Here is a 19146-nt window from a genome sequence, read left to right as displayed (position 1 = left end):
ATTTGATTAATCGTGATTTTCTTTTGAGATCTCATTGAGAGCCGCACGCTGTTTTTTCTGATCAACATGAGTATATAGATCGGTGGCTGAAGTGCCTTTTTGACCTAGCTGTTGTGCTACAAGCACTTGATCTTTAGTTACTTCATAGAGCTCAGAAGCAACCGTATGACGTAACTTATGTGGGGTAAGGGGATGACCAAAAGCTGCAGAATACTTATTGATCATTTTTTCAATTGCATTAGTTGTAATTCGCCGCGTTTGACCATGCCATTGAGTTAAAAAGAATGCCACTTGCTTACTATCTGCATGATAGCGTTCATTACGAATACCTTTATATCGCTTGATATAAGGAAGTGTCCATTCTGCAATTGGTACACTATCTTTTTGTCCGCCTTTTCTAGTTACATCTAGTACAGCATCCTTAAGGTTTAAATCACTCAAATCAACGCCAGCACATTCAGACACCCGAATGCCGGTACCTAAGATTAATGCAGCAATTGCCATGTCACGTTCTTTGTTTTGCTTAAAACCAATCTTTGCTTGCTTATTACAATGGTTAATATAGTCCTGATCAATAAAAGTCAAAAATTCAAATTTTAACTTACCAGTGTACATGTGGCTTTCAAGTACATGAGCCCGATAATTAAGTGTTTGCGTATCATTTAAAGAATTAATTTTAAGCATTACATTCCGCTCAAAATATGGCTCACCATGATTATTGTCGGCAGTAATGGTTAAAAACTTAAATAGGGAGCGTAAAGCATTAATTGAGCGATTAATCGTAGTGGGGGAGTTTAGTCGGCCTTGCTTATTACGGGTATGTCCTAAATAATCAATATACAGCATTATGTCATTGCGACGTAAGTTGGCTAATGTATCCGTAGTAACATGAGCATTATCTGAAGCAGAAGAGATATTTTCTTGACGTAGCCAATCGAAGAAGCGTCGAATTTCAGTTAAGTACTGGTAAGTAGTAGTTAATGAATGATTAGTACCAAGATTAAATTGCTTAACAAAATCAGGCAATTTATTTACTTCAATTTGGATCAATTCTAGGTATTTAGCAGTTTCCATATCTGCTCCTTTCACGAACTAATGTTTATATTATATCATACAAATACGTTAATCATAAAAAAATCACCTATTCTCAGGAATAGGTGATAAAAAAAAGTCTAATTTAAAATTACTGCGCTCATTCGAACGTGAATATCTATAGTACTAACGTAGAAAAATGATTGCAACTAAATTTAACTTAGATAATCATGTCACTATAACTAGAATACCAGCAACGCTTATAGAAAACTCTTAGCATTCTAATTATAGCAACAGTGATTGCTCGTCAGTAAGTAAGGGCAAATTACATTTAGTAATTCAAACATTACTTACAAACATATGTTGTTTGTATGGTACAACACTTTTCAATCGTTTATTTTATGCTCTTTATTGCTAATGTTCAAGTAAAATATAACATTTTTTATAAAGAATCGAAAAAAGCTTATTTTCCTTGTTTAGTCGTATTTTTTGGCTAAAAATTGTACAATAGATGAAAATACATTATGTGAGATGAGGAAAAAGTATGACAGAAAAAATTAGTGTAAACTTCCAAGCTAAAAACCCTAGTGGTATCAAATTACTGAATCGTCTATATGATGGTCACTTAGTGTTAAACGACATTGGCGTTCGTTTAGATGAACAACTTAATAATGAAGATGAAGAATTGACTGTACCAACTCAAGCAGATGTAGATAACTTGAGTGAGACTTTTGGTAAAACTGTCACAGTTTTCAGTGATATTGCCGATGCATATGGGGATGTAAATAATTTTGCGGAAAACTTTGGTGGCACCACTAAGATTTTTGCTCAAAAGTTAATTACTGAACTAGTAGATTTCAATAATGGTATTGCGGACATTGGAGATTCCGAAGGCGGTTTAGAAAACTACGATAACGATAAGCTTAATGACTGGATTAATCAAGTAATGAGCGACATCGTTGAAACTAATGAAGCATTTAATGCATTAATTGATGATAAATAATAAAAAGTGTCAGTCCTTAAAATGAGGATTGACACTTTTTATAGTTAATTGCTTTTTAAACTGGACATTGGATAAACTGTGTAATCAGCACGGTAAACAAATAGACGATGACCATCAATCACAAATTGAGTTGCATTCTTCATATCACTCTTATGAATTGAGACGTGATTTCCAATAAAGACAGCAATCGGCATTCCTAATTGGCTTCTAATCATTACTACTCTTGAGCTACCATTCCAATCGTTTTTAAAATTCTGATACATTGTATTTAACAGAGGAACAGAACGATTTTGATCGTCGATCTTAACTTTTTTGTTAAATGCATCCTCGTAGTTTTTCAGTCCTTCATAGGCAATCATAGTAGAACCAACGTGAATCATTCGATTATTGCCATAGTCAACATCAATTACGCTAGAATGTTCAGTGCCATTACTACTTTTCTGTGACATCTTTTTATCAGTATGAATATTAACTGACTTAGCTTTGATCTGGTCGATCTTTTGTCCATTAGAATCATACGTTGATACTGTTAAGGGCAATGCCCCAATCTTAGAGCGCATAGATAATTCCCAGTTTTGAAAATCACTACAACCAGTCAGAGAAAGCAATAATACTCCCAGACCTAAGAATAAAGCTAACTTCTTTTTAAATTTCATCCTTATCTTATCCTCGTTTCTATATAATGCCTTAATTTTAACATGGGTAAAAAAGGGATGCAGATAAATAAATTGGAAATGATTCGTCAGTTCATTTACGTTTTAGGGATGCATCAAAAAAGCAGCAAATATTTGCTGCTAAAAATAAATTAGAACTTGTCTGCTTTAACGTAAGCATTTTTACCAATTCGATAGTAAGCTTCATTATTGATGTAATGTTTAGGGCCATAAGTCTTGATCGGTGAACCGGATTTTTTAGTAGACCATTTTGTATTAATGGTGCCATCATTTTTATACACTTTAGCATCAGCTTTAAAGACGCGTGAATTGCCTAGTACGTTACTTGCCATCACATACTTGTCTTCACCGACACGAATCATTGATTTGCCTTTAATTCTCACCTTATTGTCATAATAAGTAATAGAGCTGTAAGCATTATAAAAATCATTTGTCCGGTTGCTATTTTTGTCATAAACATATGACTTGTACATAACTGTAGCTGTTTTCTTGGTATTGGAAGCCTTAGGAGCCTGTGAGACTGCCGCGTTACCTGCGATTGATAATGGCAAGACTGTAATATTGCCATCAGTATTCATTCCGCGCCAATTATCTGTGAACTGCCAGATTGCGACACCATCCATTGAAGGGAAGTATTTAAAGTTGGGTTGGTCTACTCGGCCTGAAATCGCATATGCGGCTACCCAGAGTGAATTAGGATACTTGTTCACGATAGATGGAGTATTAATATTGTTTTGCAAAACGGAAGAACTAGCATAGAGAAGTGGTTGATAGCCAGCCGCCTTAATTTGATCCATAAAGGCAATAATAGCCTTAGCTGTCACATTTTTACCATTAGTAATGATATTGCCCTGACCAGTTTCATAATCGCAGGCTAAGTATGAGCCAGCTGGTAATCCCAACGCCTTAGCAGAAGAAATTGCGTATTGCGCTTCGCGCTTAGCGGCCGATGAACTTGAACTAAAAGTTGCAAAATGATAAGCCATCGGCATCATATCATTAGCAATAGCAGATTTAATCTGATTGGCTGCCTTAGGGTTGCGATAACTGGTTCCCTCACTAACTTTAACGATTGCAAATTGAGAACCAGCCTTGGCATGAGCAGTTAAATCTGCGCTTTGGTAGCTGGCAACATCAATTCCAAGGGCTTTAGCAACAACTGATGTTGATGAAGCTTGCACAATGCTCTCTGAGTCAGAGAAACGAGTCATTTGAGATAAAAGTGTGACACCTGCATTCGTTAACATAGTTGCACATGCTAATTTAATAATTGATTTCCTTTTAAACAATTTATGTCCTCCATACTTAGTGGAGAGAATCTTATCTATATCTCTCACATAATTTATACTTTATAGACTACAGATATAGTTCTCAAAAGGCAATAGATGAGATCATTTATTAATATATCAGTAATCAAACCGAAAAAAATTGAAATCAAATTGAGATATACAATAGACAAAAAATAAAGAATTAGTCGTGGCAAGAAATATGCCCCAAATCTAAAGAAAAGTATAAGACAGTCAAATAATATATTTTAAAAGTGACAAGAAATAGTTCATTCGCTTAAAATAAAGATAGTTAAAGAAAGCGCTTTGTTTAATCAGAAATGTGATAAGATATTTTGCAAGAAAGCAAAGGTGATCAAAATGCTACATTGGATTTGGGTATTAATTGTTGGTGGAGTAATCGGCTTAATTGCAGGTGCTTTAACTGGACATGGTAAGTCAATGAACTGGATTGCTAATATTTTAGCAGGATTGGTTGGATCTTCACTAGGCCAAGCCCTTTTAGGGGAATGGGGACCGAAGGTTGCGGACATGGCAATTGTACCGTCAATTTTAGGTGCAGTTATCTTGGTAATCGTCGTTGCCTTCATTATGAATAAAATTAGACCTGCAACAGATTGATTTTATTCAGATTTTTATTCTAGCTAGATAAGAAAAGAGCCTGATTGGACGAATTATGTCTGATTTCGGCTCTTTTTTCGTCTTCCCTGGTCAGCAGAGGAGGGGAGATAGAGGTATAAGGGTTATAATAATGAATTAAAATGTTGCTTGTTTGTATAAAGATTGAGTAACCACGATAAATTAATTCATTAAAAAGAAATCTTAGAGTGATTCTCAGCATTTTTTGAAGATTGAAACTTTATTTAGATGTCTTATTCATGTAAAAACACAGATTTAAGTAGCGACTTGAGTCATGAGTTTAGTAGAATTATCATTTTTACCGCTTGATTATTTATTTAATAATATTTCAAGTAACTTTAAGAGCAGTTAATAAAAATAGAATAGAGTAGTAGTTAGTAAATAACATACGCGTGGTGCTAGTTAAATCGTTTTAGTTAATAAAAAAGTCCAATCTTGTTAGACTCGACTTGTAAATAGTAATAATAGAAAAGAGTCTGATCTGATTGAACTGCCTTAAGCTTAAGCGTTTTAGCCACCATTTACAAGTTAGTTTTAAAGATTTAGTGATAATTTGTCGGCACTGGTATCGTTTGTATGCACCGGCTGAGTTTACTCATCGGCGAAATATTGATCAAATTAAAACTACGGACAGTCTGATTTTGGCTTTACTTATCTGGCAAGCTAAGACAGGAATTGAATCACAAAGAAGATTCTGTGAATGTTTCAATTGTTTATCACACTCACGTTTTAATCGGCGTTCACGTCAGCTATTGCAATTGATTTATCAGATACGGCAAGAAATGAATAAAAAGGTTGACCTGAATGGACATTTCTTGATCATTGACAGCTTTCCGGTACCTGTTTGCCAACCAATTCGCAACTATCGTGCTAAAATTTTTCGCGGTTATGCCAACATTGGTTATAAGGCCACCAAGAAAATTTACTTCTATGGTTTCAAAGTTCATGCCATTGTTAGCGATGACGGTTACATTCTTGATTATGTCGTAACAAAAGCATCAGTTCATGATGCCAAGGAGACAGTTGAACTGATGGAAAATGCACATCCATCTAATTACTATCTTCTTGGCGACGAAGGCTATTTAGGCAAAGAACTGCATCAACAGCTAAAACAAATGGGTTATGAACTTTGGACACCATATCGTAAAAATATGACAGGAGCTAAAAAGCACAATGATCATCAATTGATGGCTATTCGCAGAACAATTGAAAGCGACTTTTCGCTTCTGACCTATTACAATGCCGAGAACAATCGAGCACGTAGTCTGATAGGCTTTCAAAGCCGGTTGGAAATTGCAATTTTAGCTTATAATTTGGCTTATTGTCTAGAAAGATTTAACTAGCACCACGCGTATAACATATATATTATTATCAATAAAATTCAGAAAACATTGTGATTTTTAGTAATTTTATGGGGCAAAAATGGGGCGAAAAATATGAAACTAGACGATTCAAAACGATTTTATCTGAAACTAACAACTAAGAAGAAATCCCGATATATCAAGTAGAGACTGTAAAATAGTTTGTGTAAGGATGAATGATTCCTTAAATTTATTTCTTTAAACATTAGAAAAAGGAGTTCCTTTCTCGTATGATTGGTTTGAACAAAAAAACACATACAGAAAGAAGAACTCCTTCATGAATGATTTTACCAAAGATTTTGCTCAAGCTCTATTCAATCCAGACAAAATAAATGATTTATTGCGCAAAGAGCTACAACAGGCTGTTAATAACTTGCTAGAAGCTGAGTTGACTGCCTTTCTAGGCTATGATCCCTATGCCAGAAATGGCTGGAATACTGGCAATTCTAGAAATGGTGCTTATTTCCGCAAGGTTGATACCCAGTTTGGACCAATTGAAGTGCAAGTGCCTCGAGACCGCAACGGTCAGTTTCATCAGCACACGCTGCCTGACTACAAGCAGCACTCTGATGTTTTGGAAAGCACGATTATCAAGCTATACTCCAAAGGCGTAACTACCAGAGAAATCGCTGACTTGATTGAGAAAATGTATGGCAGTCATTATAGTCCAGCTCAAGTATCAAATATTTCCAAGCAGATGCTCCCCAAGATTGAGGCTTATCACAAGCGCAAGCTAAGCGACAAGTTTTTCTGTGTCTATTTGGATGCGACATACCTTCCTTTGCGCCGAGAAACGTTTGAGCGTGAAGCAGTATATATTGCCATTGGCATTAAACCTAATGGACATAAGGAAGTCATTGACTACTGCATTGCTCCTAGTGAGAACATTGAAGTTTGGACAGAGATGCTTCAAAACATGAAGTCCAGAGGCTTGAAGCAAGTTGAGCTTTTTCTTTCTGATGGTGTTGTTGGCATGAAAACAGCCTTGGCCAGGACTTATCCTAAAGCTCATTTTCAACGCTGCCTGGTTCATGTCATGCGCAATATCTGCGCTAAAGTACGCGTCGACGATCGTGAAAAGATCATGAACGAATTCAAGCAGATACATCAACAGACAAGCAAAAAAGAAGCTGCAGCTGTCTTGCACAAATTCTATGCCAAATGGAATAAAGCTTATAGCCATGTCATCAAAGGTTTGAAGGAAATTGAGCCCGATCTGCTAGTCTTCTACAATTATCCCAAACAAATCAGAGCTTCAATTTATTCAACCAATATGATTGAATCCTTTAACAACGTCATCAAGCGTAAAGCTAAGCCTAAGGCAGAATTTCCAACTGAACAGTCGCTTGATGCATTTATTGGCATCCAGGCAATGAGCTACAATGACCGTTATTTCAATCGAATTCATAAAGGCTTTGGTCAGGTTCAGGACACCTTAGAATCCTACTTTGATTAAATAAATAATTAAAAAATCAATTTACGAGAAAGATCTATTTACACAAAAGATTTGACAGTTTCATCAAGTAAATTGTTGATATATCGGGAAGTGGTATCTAGTGATCATTAAAATTTTTGTTTTAAAGAAAGCTATAGCATAAAAATAAAAAATGGCTTTATAGATACTAAAGGCAAAACTAGCATATTACTCAACTATTTTCATTATTTTTAATTAGAATTACTTTACCATAACTGTTTCAAAATACTTCTCTTTGAAGGTTGTTTTATTGATTATTGTCAGCATATTATTCAATTCAGACTTTTAGCCATAAAATATACGGAAACTAATCTCTAAAAAATTATCTCAAGAATATCTAGGATACCATTGATTTACTCTTAGCCATAAAAGTAATTTTATCTAGCTTGATTAACTTGATGAAAAACTATAATTCCAACCATCAATAAAACCATTACTTTTAAAAACTGGTTCATACAAATGAACAACTAACTATTAAACTATAAAACTAACTATTGATCAAAATAAATGAACTTGGTCATAGAATTGCGATCTCAGCATGTAAAAATTTATTGAGAGGTGATTTTCTTGTCATAGTCAGAGTAAATGAAGTAAAAACAAAAATTAAAAAAGCAAAATTCATTTTTTGAAAAAATAAATAACCTGAATTCGAGTTAACAAATCCAAAATAAGACTTATTTGCTGAAATAATTAAATTAATTATGACTTCTATTATTAAATGATTGTTTTTTAATCTGGCTTTACATAATATGAATTATACGCACACTGATAAAATTATTATTTTTAAGATTGGTCGCTTTCTTCTCACTCACAACCTCTTCAAAAAAACACTTGCCAATTATGACAAGTGCTTTTAAAATCATTTTGAAAAATCAATTTTTTTATTTCGTCTCAATGCAATGATATAAACTAAATTAATCGTCGTTAAAAAAATGACTGCAATCCAAATAGTTTTTAATACCAATAATTTTTGCAGTAAAGCTGAAATTATTGCTCCAACTGCAAATGCAATTGTTAACATCATATAATTAACGGCAGCTGTATGTTTACTTTTGTCTTCACCAAAGAAAAATGCACTCCATGCAACAACCGATTTTTTTAAATTTCCAGTTGTAAATGCATTGTTATAACCCATGCCTTCAATTTTGCTGAAAGATGCGTTTTGAATAGCCAATCCAAACGCAATAGCAGGCACAATATAATAATTAGGAACACTTTTAGGCAAAAAGCCCACTACAATACAAATCGCTAAAATTGGAAATAAGCAAAATACTCTCCAATAGTGACTTTTCACATATTTATGAAAAAGTCCTACTAATAGCAATCCTAAAGAAAAAGCAATAAACGTACTAGCTCGATTAATCATTCCAGGAACATTATGATCAGCTAATGCTGAACTAAAAAAGATAACGTTTCCTGTTTGTCCAGCGGAAAGCGTATGTCCTCTCTGGATATATGTATATGCATCAATAAATCCCCCACAAAAAGTTAACGCACACGCTAATTGTCGTGACTCTGCAGGCCGATTACTATTTAAAACCTCTTTTAAACTCATCAAATCCCCAATCTATTTTTATATCCTTGTATACATTATAAGCTTAAAAACTTAATAATTAGTATATTTTTTTAAGCTTTTATTTCATTTCTATTTTAACAATAAAAGTATTCAATTTAAGACTATACTATAAACTGTAGTGAAACTGTCAAATCTTTTGTGTAAATAGATCTTTCTCGTAAATTGATTTTTTAATTATTTATTTAATCAAAGTAGGATTCTAAGGTGTCCTGAACCTGACCAAAGCCTTTATGAATTCGATTGAAATAACGGTCATTGTAGCTCATTGCCTGGATGCCAATAAATGCATCAAGCGACTGTTCAGTTGGAAATTCTGCCTTAGGCTTAGCTTTACGCTTGATGACGTTGTTAAAGGATTCAATCATATTGGTTGAATAAATTGAAGCTCTGATTTGTTTGGGATAATTGTAGAAGACTAGCAGATCGGGCTCAATTTCCTTCAAACCTTTGATGACATGGCTATAAGCTTTATTCCATTTGGCATAGAATTTGTGCAAGACAGCTGCAGCTTCTTTTTTGCTTGTCTGTTGATGTATCTGCTTGAATTCGTTCATGATCTTTTCACGATCGTCGACGCGTACTTTAGCGCAGATATTGCGCATGACATGAACCAGGCAGCGTTGAAAATGAGCTTTAGGATAAGTCCTGGCCAAGGCTGTTTTCATGCCAACAACACCATCAGAAAGAAAAAGCTCAACTTGCTTCAAGCCTCTGGACTTCATGTTTTGAAGCATCTCTGTCCAAACTTCAATGTTCTCACTAGGAGCAATGCAGTAGTCAATGACTTCCTTATGTCCATTAGGTTTAATGCCAATGGCAATATATACTGCTTCACGCTCAAACGTTTCTCGGCGCAAAGGAAGGTATGTCGCATCCAAATAGACACAGAAAAACTTGTCGCTTAGCTTGCGCTTGTGATAAGCCTCAATCTTGGGGAGCATCTGCTTGGAAATATTTGATACTTGAGCTGGACTATAATGACTGCCATACATTTTCTCAATCAAGTCAGCGATTTCTCTGGTAGTTACGCCTTTGGAGTATAGCTTGATAATCGTGCTTTCCAAAACATCAGAGTGCTGCTTGTAGTCAGGCAGCGTGTGCTGATGAAACTGACCGTTGCGGTCTCGAGGCACTTGCACTTCAATTGGTCCAAACTGGGTATCAACCTTGCGGAAATAAGCACCATTTCTAGAATTGCCAGTATTCCAGCCATTTCTGGCATAGGGATCATAGCCTAGAAAGGCAGTCAACTCAGCTTCTAGCAAGTTATTAACAGCCTGTTGTAGCTCTTTGCGCAATAAATCATTTATTTTGTCTGGATTGAATAGAGCTTGAGCAAAATCTTTGGTAAAATCATTCATGAAGGAGTTCTTCTTTCTGTATGTGTTTTTTTGTTCAAACCAATCATACGAGAAAGGAACTCCTTTTTCTAATGTTTAAAGAAATAAATTTAAGGAATCATTCATCCTTACACAAACTATTTTACAGTCTCACTGTAGTGCCTAATAGCACTGATTACGCTAAAAATGTACATTTATAAACAAATATAATTTCTTATTATTTAATATAAGTGTATGTTGAGAATATTAAAATAGTCTATTCATTTTTTACATAATTTTATATAGGCTATAATAGACTATAAGTTACTTGAAAGGATCGAATGCTTGTGAATATTAATTTAGGAGAAGAAATTTCTCGTAGAAGACGTGAACAGAAACTAACACAGGAAGATTTGGCTGAGCTAAGTGATCTTTCTGTAAATTTTATTTCACGTGTGGAAAGGACTAAGGACCAAAACATTAGTATTCAGAAGCTTGATTCTATTGCCAAAGCTTTGAATACTACTACACCCGATATCATTAACAATGCCTATCGTGCTAAAAAAATCAAGCCTGAAAAAATTCATGATAACAATACACCCGTTTTCATGAAAAAAGTTATTAACGAATTAAGAAAATTATCAGAACCTAAGGCTGAACGCGTATGTAAGTCTTTGATCACCCTTCTAAAAGAAATGAATAATTAACAAAAACGTGCTGTTTATTCCGAAAAAACAGCACGTTTTTGTTAGTCATCAAACTTTGATCCTTGGACTTGGATCGACTCAATAGTTATATCTTCTAGTGGTTTATCCATTTTATCTTTTTTCGACTTAGCAATTTTATCAACTACATCCATGCCTGTAATTACTTGTCCAAAGACCGTATGACGACCGTCAAGCCATGGAGTTCCGCCTTGCTTATAAGCATGAATAATTTCCTTTGGATAGCCTGCGGGTTCCATCTGTTTTATGTAACGCTTAGGCATATTCTTGTTTTGAACGATAAAAAATTGACTACCATTAGTGTTAGGGCCTGAATTAGCCATTGATAATGCTCCGCGAATATTAAAAAGTTCTCGTGAAAGTTCATCTTCAAATGGATGCCCCCAAATGCTTTCACCACCAGTGCCATTTCCTTCAGGATCTCCACCTTGAATCATAAAGTCGCTAATTACGCGGTGAAAAATAGTACCATCATAATAGCCTTTTTGAGCTAAACGAATAAAATTTTCAACCGTCATTGGGGCTTGTTCTGGAAAAAGTTGAATTTTTATTTCACCTTGATTGGTTTTCAATACAGCTGTTGGTCCCTGTTGATTTTCTAAATTTAATTGTGGGTATTTCAATATTTTTCTCCTAAAATCAGTTTTAATTTTTAGGTAAAAAATAAGAGGCGGTTAACCCTACCTCCTATTTTTTACATCATTACTTTTAAGCATTAAAAGCATCAGTAAGAGGTGGAACAACCTGCTTCTTACGTGATACTACACCAGGTAATTTAACTTCTGAATCACTAAGTTGCTTATTAAATGCTTTTTCGAATAATGACTTAGTCTCATCAGAGCCAACAACTAAAGCTTCTGAATCTGAGTCAAGAATGTTAGTAATTAAAAGCATAAACATATCATAACCATTATCCTTAGATGAAGCATCCATTGCCTTTAAAAAGGCTTCCTTACGTTCTAACGCTTCAGGTAAGTCAACAACATTGATTTGTGCAACACGGACGTTGTGACCATTTAATTCAAAGCTCTTGGCATCTAAATCAATCAATTCTTCTTCTGACTTGTCACTGATGTTAGTACCAGCCTTAAGCATTGCTAAGCCGTATTCCTTGTAATCTACGCCAGCAATCTTAGCCAATGCTTCTACAGCCTTTTTATCCTTATCTGTAGTAGTTGGTGATTTAAGAAGTAAAGTATCTGAAATAATAGCTGAAAGCATTAAACCAGCGTAGTTTTCTGGAATTTCAATACCAAATTCATTGAACATTCTCCAAACAATGGTTGAAGTACAGCCTACAGGTTCTGCACGGTAATATAATGGATCAGCGGTATTAAAATTCATTATTCTATGGTGATCCACAACATGAGTAACCTTAACTTTGTCAATATCTGAAACACTTTGTTGTGGTTCATTGTGGTCAACCAACATAACAGATTTAACTTCTGGAGCAGCTTCTTTAATTACACGAGGTGCTTTAAAGCCGAATTTTTTAAGAGCATATGCAGTTTCATCATTAGGCTCACCCAAGGCAACGGCTTCGGTGTTGTAACCTAACTTGTTTTGCAAATATGAAAATGCAATAGCAGTGCCAATTGCATCAGTATCTGGATTTTGGTGTCCAAAAACAAATTCTTTTTCCATTAAATAAATTGCCTCTTTTTCTAATTATTTTATTTAATTTCTTCACTTAATAGTTTACTAAAATTATTGTTCCTATCCAAGTTATTGTCTAAGAAAATCTGTAATTCCGTTAGTAATTTCTTCATCCTAGGAACATCTAATTTTCCTCTACGATAAACACAAGCAGTCGTAAACTCAGGCATATTTTTAATATAAACAGGAGTCAAATTAATCTCATCCTTATGCGCCTCATAGTAAGTCTGATCTACATAAGTATCAAGATCAGTATTTTCTGCAATTTTGATCATTTCCTTAGTAGATGCAATTTTAAACGGAGTAACGAGATCAATCTTTTTACTAAAGTTAAGTCGCATTAATCTTGATAAGTAGTAATTCTCCGGATATGCAACCCACTTTCTGTTGCCAAAACGAGTAACAGAATATGTCCCTCCTGCTTCCACATTATCCTTGTGAGTCAGTACAACAATATGCTCAGGGCAAATATCACGATGATTGTATTGATGACGGAAATTAGCTCCTGTTTTATTAGTAGTATCTGGCATATACATAATCGCCATATCAATCATATTGGAATCAAGTCTGTGCCATAGCTCTTTGCGGTCAAAGTAATCAACAGTAAAAGTTACTTCTGGATACTTTTTATTGAAGTAACGTAAAAATTGGTAGAAAAGATCAACATGTACGGACTCTAGAATACCAATTGAAATATTGCCTTTATCTGACTGGGTATATTCTTGAATGTCACTAATAACACCATTAATGGTATTTAGCAACTCTATCGCTGCTGCTTCCATTTCTTTACCAGCTTCGGTTAGGTATAACTTCTTCCCCATTTGTCCAAATAATGGAGCACCAATAGCGCGTTCCAATTTTTTTACTTGCTGAGTTAAAGCCGGTTGAGTAATACCTAAAATTTGTGCAGCTTGGGTATAATTCATCGTCTCAATCAATTGTAAAAAATAACGCAATGATTTAGCCGATAAAATAGTATCACTTTTAGACATAACGATTATCTCTTTCCTAAAATATTATTTTACGATAAGCCATGTCCCATAACACTGCTATTATCTATCCAAAACAAAACAGTGTCAAAACATATGTCTTAACACTGTTTTTAAAAATTAATATATTGTTTTAGTTAAACTCAAATCTTAATTTTGACTACTAATGGGTCTTCCCAATTCAATACTTACAGGCGTCCCATCAACGGTAGTATCAATAACAAATGAGCCGTTAGAATAACGATCGCCTAATGGATAATCCGTAGTTTTAATATTTACATGACGGTCACTAGAAGTAGTGACATGTAACAAATGATCTTGAGCATATGGCATTAGAGCAACAATTCTATGCGGTTTATTCTTCAATTCCCGCAGTACTAGTACCCCTCGCTTGGCTCTAGAAACTTTATTAACTAGTTTAAGTTTGAATTGCTTAAATGCCCCACGTTGAGTAATTAGCCCAACATGCATTAAATCAACATACTTAGAATCAACTAGGACATAATTTACGATATAATCGTCATCTTTCAAGTTAGCAGATTTAACACCTACTGCTTTAGCTCCTGAAGTTGGTATCTCGCTAACATCATATCTAATTGCATAGGCGCGATGAGTAAATAATGTGATTTCCTTATGATTATCTGATTTGATCAAATCTACCCCAACCACATAACTATCCTTGCCCTTTAACTTGATAGCTGTCATTGCACGTGACTTATAAGTTCTCGTCGGCTGTAAGTTAGCTAACTCCAATTGTTTGATATAACCGTCATTAGTAGCCAGAATAAAGTTGCAATCAGTATTCAATTTATCAAATACAAAGACGCGAATAATTTGCTCATCACTGTCTAATCCAATTTCTTGTGATAGGTGTTGTCCTGTTTCTTTCCATTTGGTTTCAATTAGTTCATGTACTGGACGATAAATGACATTCCCCTTATTGGTAAATAAATACAAGTTAGTCAGGGTAGATAGTGTGTTTTCATAAACTACTTTGTCACCATCTGGTAAACCATTGTCATCATCATTAGTTGACTGATATGAACGTAAAGATGAACGCTTTAAATAGCCATCTCGACTAATTAGTACTCTAACCTGTTCATCAGCAACTAAGGCTTTTTCATCAATTTCAACTTTAGCACTTTCTTCTGAAATTTGAGTTCGACGTGGATTAGCAAATTCTTTCTTGACTGCATTTAACTCTTTAATAATTTCTTTTTCTAAAGTTGCACGATCTGATAATAATTTACGGTATTTTTCGGCCAATTTATTTAACTTGTCTTGTTCAGCAATTAATTCATTAACATCCGTATTAGTTAAACGATAAAGTTGTAAAGAAACAATTGCTTCAGCTTGTTTTTCAGTAAATTTATACTTAGCTATTAAATTCTTCTTAGCATCGGCTTTATTTTTAGAAGCGCGGATGGTTTTAATTACTTGATCCAAAATATCCATGGCATGAATCAAGCCCTGAATAATCTCTAATCTAGCTTCTGCCTTATCTAAGTCAAATTTCGTACGTTTAGTTACAACGTCTTCTTCATGTTCTAAATAAGAAGCTAAAATTCGTTTTAGCCCAACTTGAACAGGAGTCATGTGATCAATAGCGACCATGTTGAAGTTATAAGATACTTGTAAGTCAGTATTTTTAAATAAATAATTTAAAATATTCTGCGCATCAGCATCTTTTTTCAATTCAATCACAATTGACAAACCATGGCGGTCAGTTTCATCACGAACTTCTGCGATTCCATCAATTTCTTTATTCAGACGGATTTCATCTATCTTTTTTACTAATAGTGCTTTGTTAACATCGAATGGAATTTCCGTAGCAACAATTTCTTGTCTATGCCCACGAATTTCTTGAATAGTGGTTTTGGCACGGACCTGAATTCTACCACGTCCTGTCCTATATGCTTCCTTAATTCCCTTAGTCCCCATAACAATAGCACCAGTTGGAAAGTCAGGGCCTTTTACATATTTCATCAAATCTTCAAGAGAAGCATCAGGATGTTTCAACAAATAAATTGTTGCATCAATCACTTCACCTAAGTTATGTGGTGGAATCTCTGTAGCGTAACCAGATGAGATCCCAGTTGATCCATTAACTAATAAGTTAGGAAAGCGTGCAGGTAAGACTGTAGGTTCATACTCAGTATCGTCAAAGTTAAGCACCATGTTTACGGTTTGCTTATCAATATCTTGCAAAAGCATATTAGAGATTTTGCTTAAGCGGGATTCCGTATAACGCATAGCTGCTGGGCCATCACCATCCATTGAACCATTGTTACCATGCATTTCAACTAACGGTTCGCGCATCTTCCAGTCTTGTGATAAGTGCACTAAAGCCCCATAGATTGAGCTGTCACCGTGAGGGTGAAAGTTACCCATGATATTACCGACAGCCTTAGCAGCCTTTTTAAATGGTTTATCATAAGTATTACTATCTTGATACATTGCATAAAGGATACGCCGCTGAACTGGCTTTAAGCCATCTCGAATATCAGGCAAAGCACGTTCTTGAATAATATATTTTGAATATCGTCCAAAACGTTCACCCATTACTTGTTCAAGTGGCATTTCTCGAATTCGTTCTTTTGTGGCCATTAAATTTAAAACCTTCTTTTATTCATCTTCGGATTCTAGAATTGAGCCGTCTTCGCCCATTCTGAATTTAACATTTTCTTCAATCCACTTTCTTCTTGCGGCTACTTTATCACCCATTAAGGTAGTAACTCGTCTCTCAGCAAGAGCAGCATCGTCAATTTTAACTCTGATTAACATTCTCGATTGAGGATCCATAGTAGTAGCCCATAGCTGTTCCGCGTTCATTTCACCTAAACCTTTGAATCGCTGCAGCGAATAGCCACGTCCCATTTTCTTTTCATCATCAGCTAGTTCTTCATCAGTCCATGCATATTGAACTTGCGTCTTTTTGCCTCGACCTTTTTGTAAGCGATAAAGCGGTGGCAGAGCAATATAAACTTTTCCGTGTTCAATCATCGGCCGCATATAACGATAAAAGAATGTTAATAGCAAGATCTGAATGTGAGCACCATCATCGTCGGCGTCAGTCATGATAATGACTTTATCATAATTAGAGTCATCAACATTAAACTCGGTTCCTACACCAGCACCAATGGTATAAATCATGGTATTAATTTCTTCGTTTTTAAAGATATCCTGCAATTTTGCCTTTTGAGTATTTAATACTTTACCACGAAGAGGCAAAATTGCTTGAAATCTTCTGTCTCTACCTTGCTTAGCAGATCCACCAGCTGAATCACCTTCGACCAAGAATAGTTCATTCTTTTTAGGATTTCGCGATTGAGCTGGCGTTAATTTACCAGACAAAACTTCTTTTTTTCGTCTCTTTTTACCATTTCTGCTTTCATCACGTGCCTTTTTAGCTGCTTCACGTGCATCCCTAGCCCTTTGAGCCTTCTTAACTAGTTCCTGAGCCAGCTCACCATTTTCCATTAAATAGTAAGACATTTTCTCATAAACAAGTGAATCTACAGCAGAACGTGCTTGTGGAGTACCTAATTTACCCTTAGTCTGTCCTTCAAATTCAAGTAATTCTTCAGGGATTTTAACAGATAAAACCGCGCTAAGCCCTTCACGATAATCAGAACCATCAATATTTTTATCTTTTTTACCTAGTAGACCCTGCTTTTTAGCATAATCGTTAAATGCACGTGTAAATCCACTACGAGCACCTGACTCATGGGTACCACCATCACCAGTTCTAACATTGTTAACAAATGAAACTAAATTTTCTGAATATCCATCACTATATTGACCTGAAAATTCAATTTCCATGCCATCTTGCTTGCCTTCAAAATAAAAGACATCACTAATTGTGCCTTTACCTTCGTTTAAATACTTAACAAATGATTTAATTCCATCATCATACTGAAAAACATCATGATGTTCTGGCTCACGCTCATCTGTTAAGACAAATTTAACCCCTTTAAGTAGAAAAGCAGATTCACGAATTCTCTCCTGAATTGTCTCATACTTATACTTCGTGGTTGAAAAGATAGTCTCATCTGGCTTAAACGTAATGGTAGTCCCTGTTGGCTCTTTTGTCTTTCCTACACACTTTAATGTACCTACCGGATGCCCACCATCTTTAAATTCTTCTTCATAAGCTTTACCATCGCGAACGACTCTAACCTTCATATAACTTGAAAGTGCATTAACAACGGATGAACCTACGCCATGCAACCCGCCTGAAGTTTTATAATTTTGTTCAGTAAACTTACCACCAGCATGTAATACAGTTAAAATAACTTCAATTGTGGGCTTACCCGATTTGTGCATTCCTGTCGGCATACCACGCCCAAAGTCTCTTACAGTAACACTATTATCTGAATGAATGGTTACATCAATTTCTTTACCAAAACCAGCCATGGCTTCGTCGACAGAGTTATCGACGATTTCATACACTAATTGATTAAGACCATGAATATCAGTTGAACCAATATACATACCAGGTCTTTTACGAACGGCTTCTAGGCCATGTAAAATTTGAATTGAAGAATCATCATAAGTATTAGCTTTTGCCACTAAAATTCCTCCACTTGTTCATTAATTTAACCAGCACCATATATTTAAAAGATAATCTTTGCTAAAATAGCGATAGATTAATAGGAGTGTTGTTAAATATGTTTGCATTAAAATTTGCATCGTTGTTTATTTTAGCATACTTGATTGGATCATTCCCAACAGGTGTGTTAGTGGGTAATATCTTTTTTCATAAAGATATTAGGAAATACGGATCAGGAAATATCGGAACGACTAATACCTTTAGAGTATTAGGACCAGCTGCTGGAATCATTGTCTTTATAGTAGATTTTCTCAAAGGAACTTTTGCTACAGTATTACCAATAATTTTTAAACTAGGACCACATTATCTTTGCTTGATTTTTGGCTTAGCTGCAATTTTAGGCCACGCTTTTCCTGTCTTTTTAAAGTTCAAAGGAGGCAAGGCAGTAGCAACTTCCGCTGGATTTTTACTAGGATATAATGTCCATTTTTTCTTGATCTGTGCGTTAATCTTCTTCCCTATCTTATTTATTACAAGTATGGTTTCATTAACTAGTTTGATCTCAGTAGTTCTAATCTTTATTGCTTCATTCTTTTTCCACGATCTTGCCTTGAGCATTATCAGTGGATTGCTCGTAATCTTAATTTACTGGAGTCACCGAAGCAATATTATTCGAATCGAACATCACCAAGAGAATCTGGTTCCATTCGGTCTAGTGTATTGGTATAAAAAGAAACATACTAACTCAAACTAAAATTATAAAACCAGCAAGCATTTAGCTTGTTGGTTTTTGTTTACCTAAATATTATACTTTTGCAAACAATAGTTCGCAAGTACAAACAAATATTTTTATTTTATTA

Annotated in this window: 16 protein-coding genes; 6 read left to right on the top strand and 10 right to left on the bottom strand. The window is 35.0% G+C overall.

All coding sequences use genetic code 11. From position 1 onward, the window contains the following. Positions 1-6 precede the first annotated feature (6 nt). Complete coding sequence (gene xerS / locus J6L97_RS05235; RefSeq protein WP_057726712.1) at positions 7-1074, bottom strand: tyrosine recombinase XerS; 1068 nt, start codon at positions 1072-1074, stop codon at positions 7-9. Between the two features lie 502 nt (positions 1075-1576). On the opposite strand from xerS, the gene J6L97_RS05230 reads away from it, so the two are divergent. Beyond that, on the top strand, positions 1577-2035 hold the full coding sequence (locus J6L97_RS05230; protein WP_057726713.1) for a hypothetical protein: 459 nt from the start codon (positions 1577-1579) through the stop codon (positions 2033-2035). 44 nt (positions 2036-2079) lie between these two features. On the opposite strand, the gene J6L97_RS05225 is transcribed toward J6L97_RS05230, so the two are convergent. Further along, a complete protein-coding gene (locus J6L97_RS05225; RefSeq protein ID WP_005719642.1) occupies positions 2080-2691 on the bottom strand; it encodes a DUF5052 family protein in 612 nt (203 codons plus the stop codon). Between the two features lie 149 nt (positions 2692-2840). Then, the gene (locus tag J6L97_RS05220; RefSeq protein ID WP_020993030.1) at positions 2841-3998 is read right to left on the bottom strand and encodes a GH25 family lysozyme; all 1158 of its coding nucleotides are present in this window, start codon (positions 3996-3998) and stop codon (positions 2841-2843) included. Between the two features lie 357 nt (positions 3999-4355). Between J6L97_RS05220 and J6L97_RS05215 the strand changes: the two genes are divergently transcribed. The 3 genes from J6L97_RS05215 (at position 4356) to J6L97_RS05205 (ending at position 7451) form a co-directional block, all read left to right on the top strand. Further along, positions 4356-4616, top strand: a complete 261-nt coding sequence (locus J6L97_RS05215) for a GlsB/YeaQ/YmgE family stress response membrane protein (RefSeq protein ID WP_005727307.1) — start codon at positions 4356-4358, stop codon at positions 4614-4616. 503 nt (positions 4617-5119) lie between these two features. Then, a complete protein-coding gene (locus J6L97_RS05210; protein WP_118992340.1) occupies positions 5120-5977 on the top strand; it encodes an IS982 family transposase in 858 nt (285 codons plus the stop codon). Positions 5978-6272: 295 nt separating this feature from the next. Continuing rightward, a complete protein-coding gene (locus J6L97_RS05205) occupies positions 6273-7451 on the top strand; it encodes an IS256 family transposase (protein WP_005728142.1) in 1179 nt (392 codons plus the stop codon). 877 nt (positions 7452-8328) lie between these two features. On the opposite strand, the gene J6L97_RS05200 is transcribed toward J6L97_RS05205, so the two are convergent. Together J6L97_RS05200 and J6L97_RS05195 are read right to left on the bottom strand one after the other, a co-directional pair. Next, a complete protein-coding gene (locus tag J6L97_RS05200) occupies positions 8329-9024 on the bottom strand; it encodes a YoaK family protein (protein WP_005719647.1) in 696 nt (231 codons plus the stop codon). A gap of 203 nt (positions 9025-9227) precedes the next feature. Next, positions 9228-10406, bottom strand: coding sequence for an IS256 family transposase (locus J6L97_RS05195; protein WP_005728142.1), 1179 nt, complete (start codon positions 10404-10406; stop codon positions 9228-9230). A 305-nt stretch (positions 10407-10711) separates the two neighbouring features. On the opposite strand from J6L97_RS05195, the gene J6L97_RS05190 reads away from it, so the two are divergent. Then, on the top strand, positions 10712-11071 hold the full coding sequence (locus J6L97_RS05190) for a helix-turn-helix domain-containing protein (RefSeq protein ID WP_057726943.1): 360 nt from the start codon (positions 10712-10714) through the stop codon (positions 11069-11071). Positions 11072-11112: 41 nt separating this feature from the next. Here J6L97_RS05190 and J6L97_RS05185 read toward each other — a convergent pair whose 3' ends face one another. The 5 genes from J6L97_RS05185 to parE all read right to left on the bottom strand — a co-directional run bounded on the left by J6L97_RS05185 (position 11113) and on the right by parE (position 18306). After that, positions 11113-11712, bottom strand: a complete 600-nt coding sequence (locus J6L97_RS05185) for a peptidylprolyl isomerase (protein WP_013086386.1) — start codon at positions 11710-11712, stop codon at positions 11113-11115. An 85-nt stretch (positions 11713-11797) separates the two neighbouring features. Beyond that, positions 11798-12733, bottom strand: coding sequence for a manganese-dependent inorganic pyrophosphatase (locus tag J6L97_RS05180; RefSeq protein WP_054832972.1), 936 nt, complete (start codon positions 12731-12733; stop codon positions 11798-11800). 29 nt (positions 12734-12762) lie between these two features. Beyond that, positions 12763-13737, bottom strand: a complete 975-nt coding sequence (locus tag J6L97_RS05175) for a LysR family transcriptional regulator (protein ID WP_057726942.1) — start codon at positions 13735-13737, stop codon at positions 12763-12765. A gap of 147 nt (positions 13738-13884) precedes the next feature. Next, positions 13885-16341 carry a DNA topoisomerase IV subunit A gene (gene parC / locus J6L97_RS05170; protein WP_057726941.1) on the bottom strand — a complete coding sequence of 819 codons (2457 nt, stop codon included), beginning with the start codon at positions 16339-16341 and terminating at the stop codon, positions 13885-13887. Positions 16342-16359: 18 nt separating this feature from the next. Further along, positions 16360-18306 carry a DNA topoisomerase IV subunit B gene (parE, locus tag J6L97_RS05165; protein ID WP_013086390.1) on the bottom strand — a complete coding sequence of 649 codons (1947 nt, stop codon included), beginning with the start codon at positions 18304-18306 and terminating at the stop codon, positions 16360-16362. Positions 18307-18404: 98 nt separating this feature from the next. Between parE and plsY the strand changes: the two genes are divergently transcribed. Beyond that, positions 18405-19040: a glycerol-3-phosphate 1-O-acyltransferase PlsY gene (gene plsY / locus J6L97_RS05160; protein WP_005719656.1), complete on the top strand. Its 636-nt coding sequence runs from the start codon at positions 18405-18407 to the stop codon at positions 19038-19040. Positions 19041-19146 lie beyond the last annotated feature (106 nt).

The organism is Lactobacillus crispatus (genome assembly GCF_018987235.1).
GTDB classification, from domain to species: Bacteria; Bacillota; Bacilli; order Lactobacillales; family Lactobacillaceae; genus Lactobacillus; species Lactobacillus crispatus.
Note: the sequence above shows the minus strand (reverse complement) of the source record. Positions and strands in the feature narration are given on the sequence as shown.

Coding starts and splice junctions, on each gene's coding strand:
- xerS (WP_057726712.1), bottom strand. CDS start 1,074: ATGGAAACTGCTAAATACCTAGAATTGATCCAAATTGAAGTAAATAAA.
- J6L97_RS05230 (WP_057726713.1), top strand. CDS start 1,577: ATGACAGAAAAAATTAGTGTAAACTTCCAAGCTAAAAACCCTAGTGGT.
- J6L97_RS05225 (WP_005719642.1), bottom strand. CDS start 2,691: ATGAAATTTAAAAAGAAGTTAGCTTTATTCTTAGGTCTGGGAGTATTA.
- J6L97_RS05215 (WP_005727307.1), top strand. CDS start 4,356: ATGCTACATTGGATTTGGGTATTAATTGTTGGTGGAGTAATCGGCTTA.
- J6L97_RS05205 (WP_005728142.1), top strand. CDS start 6,273: ATGAATGATTTTACCAAAGATTTTGCTCAAGCTCTATTCAATCCAGAC.
- J6L97_RS05200 (WP_005719647.1), bottom strand. CDS start 9,024: ATGAGTTTAAAAGAGGTTTTAAATAGTAATCGGCCTGCAGAGTCACGA.
- J6L97_RS05195 (WP_005728142.1), bottom strand. CDS start 10,406: ATGAATGATTTTACCAAAGATTTTGCTCAAGCTCTATTCAATCCAGAC.
- J6L97_RS05180 (WP_054832972.1), bottom strand. CDS start 12,733: ATGGAAAAAGAATTTGTTTTTGGACACCAAAATCCAGATACTGATGCA.
- J6L97_RS05175 (WP_057726942.1), bottom strand. CDS start 13,737: ATGTCTAAAAGTGATACTATTTTATCGGCTAAATCATTGCGTTATTTT.
- parC (WP_057726941.1), bottom strand. CDS start 16,341: ATGGCCACAAAAGAACGAATTCGAGAAATGCCACTTGAACAAGTAATG.
- plsY (WP_005719656.1), top strand. CDS start 18,405: ATGTTTGCATTAAAATTTGCATCGTTGTTTATTTTAGCATACTTGATT.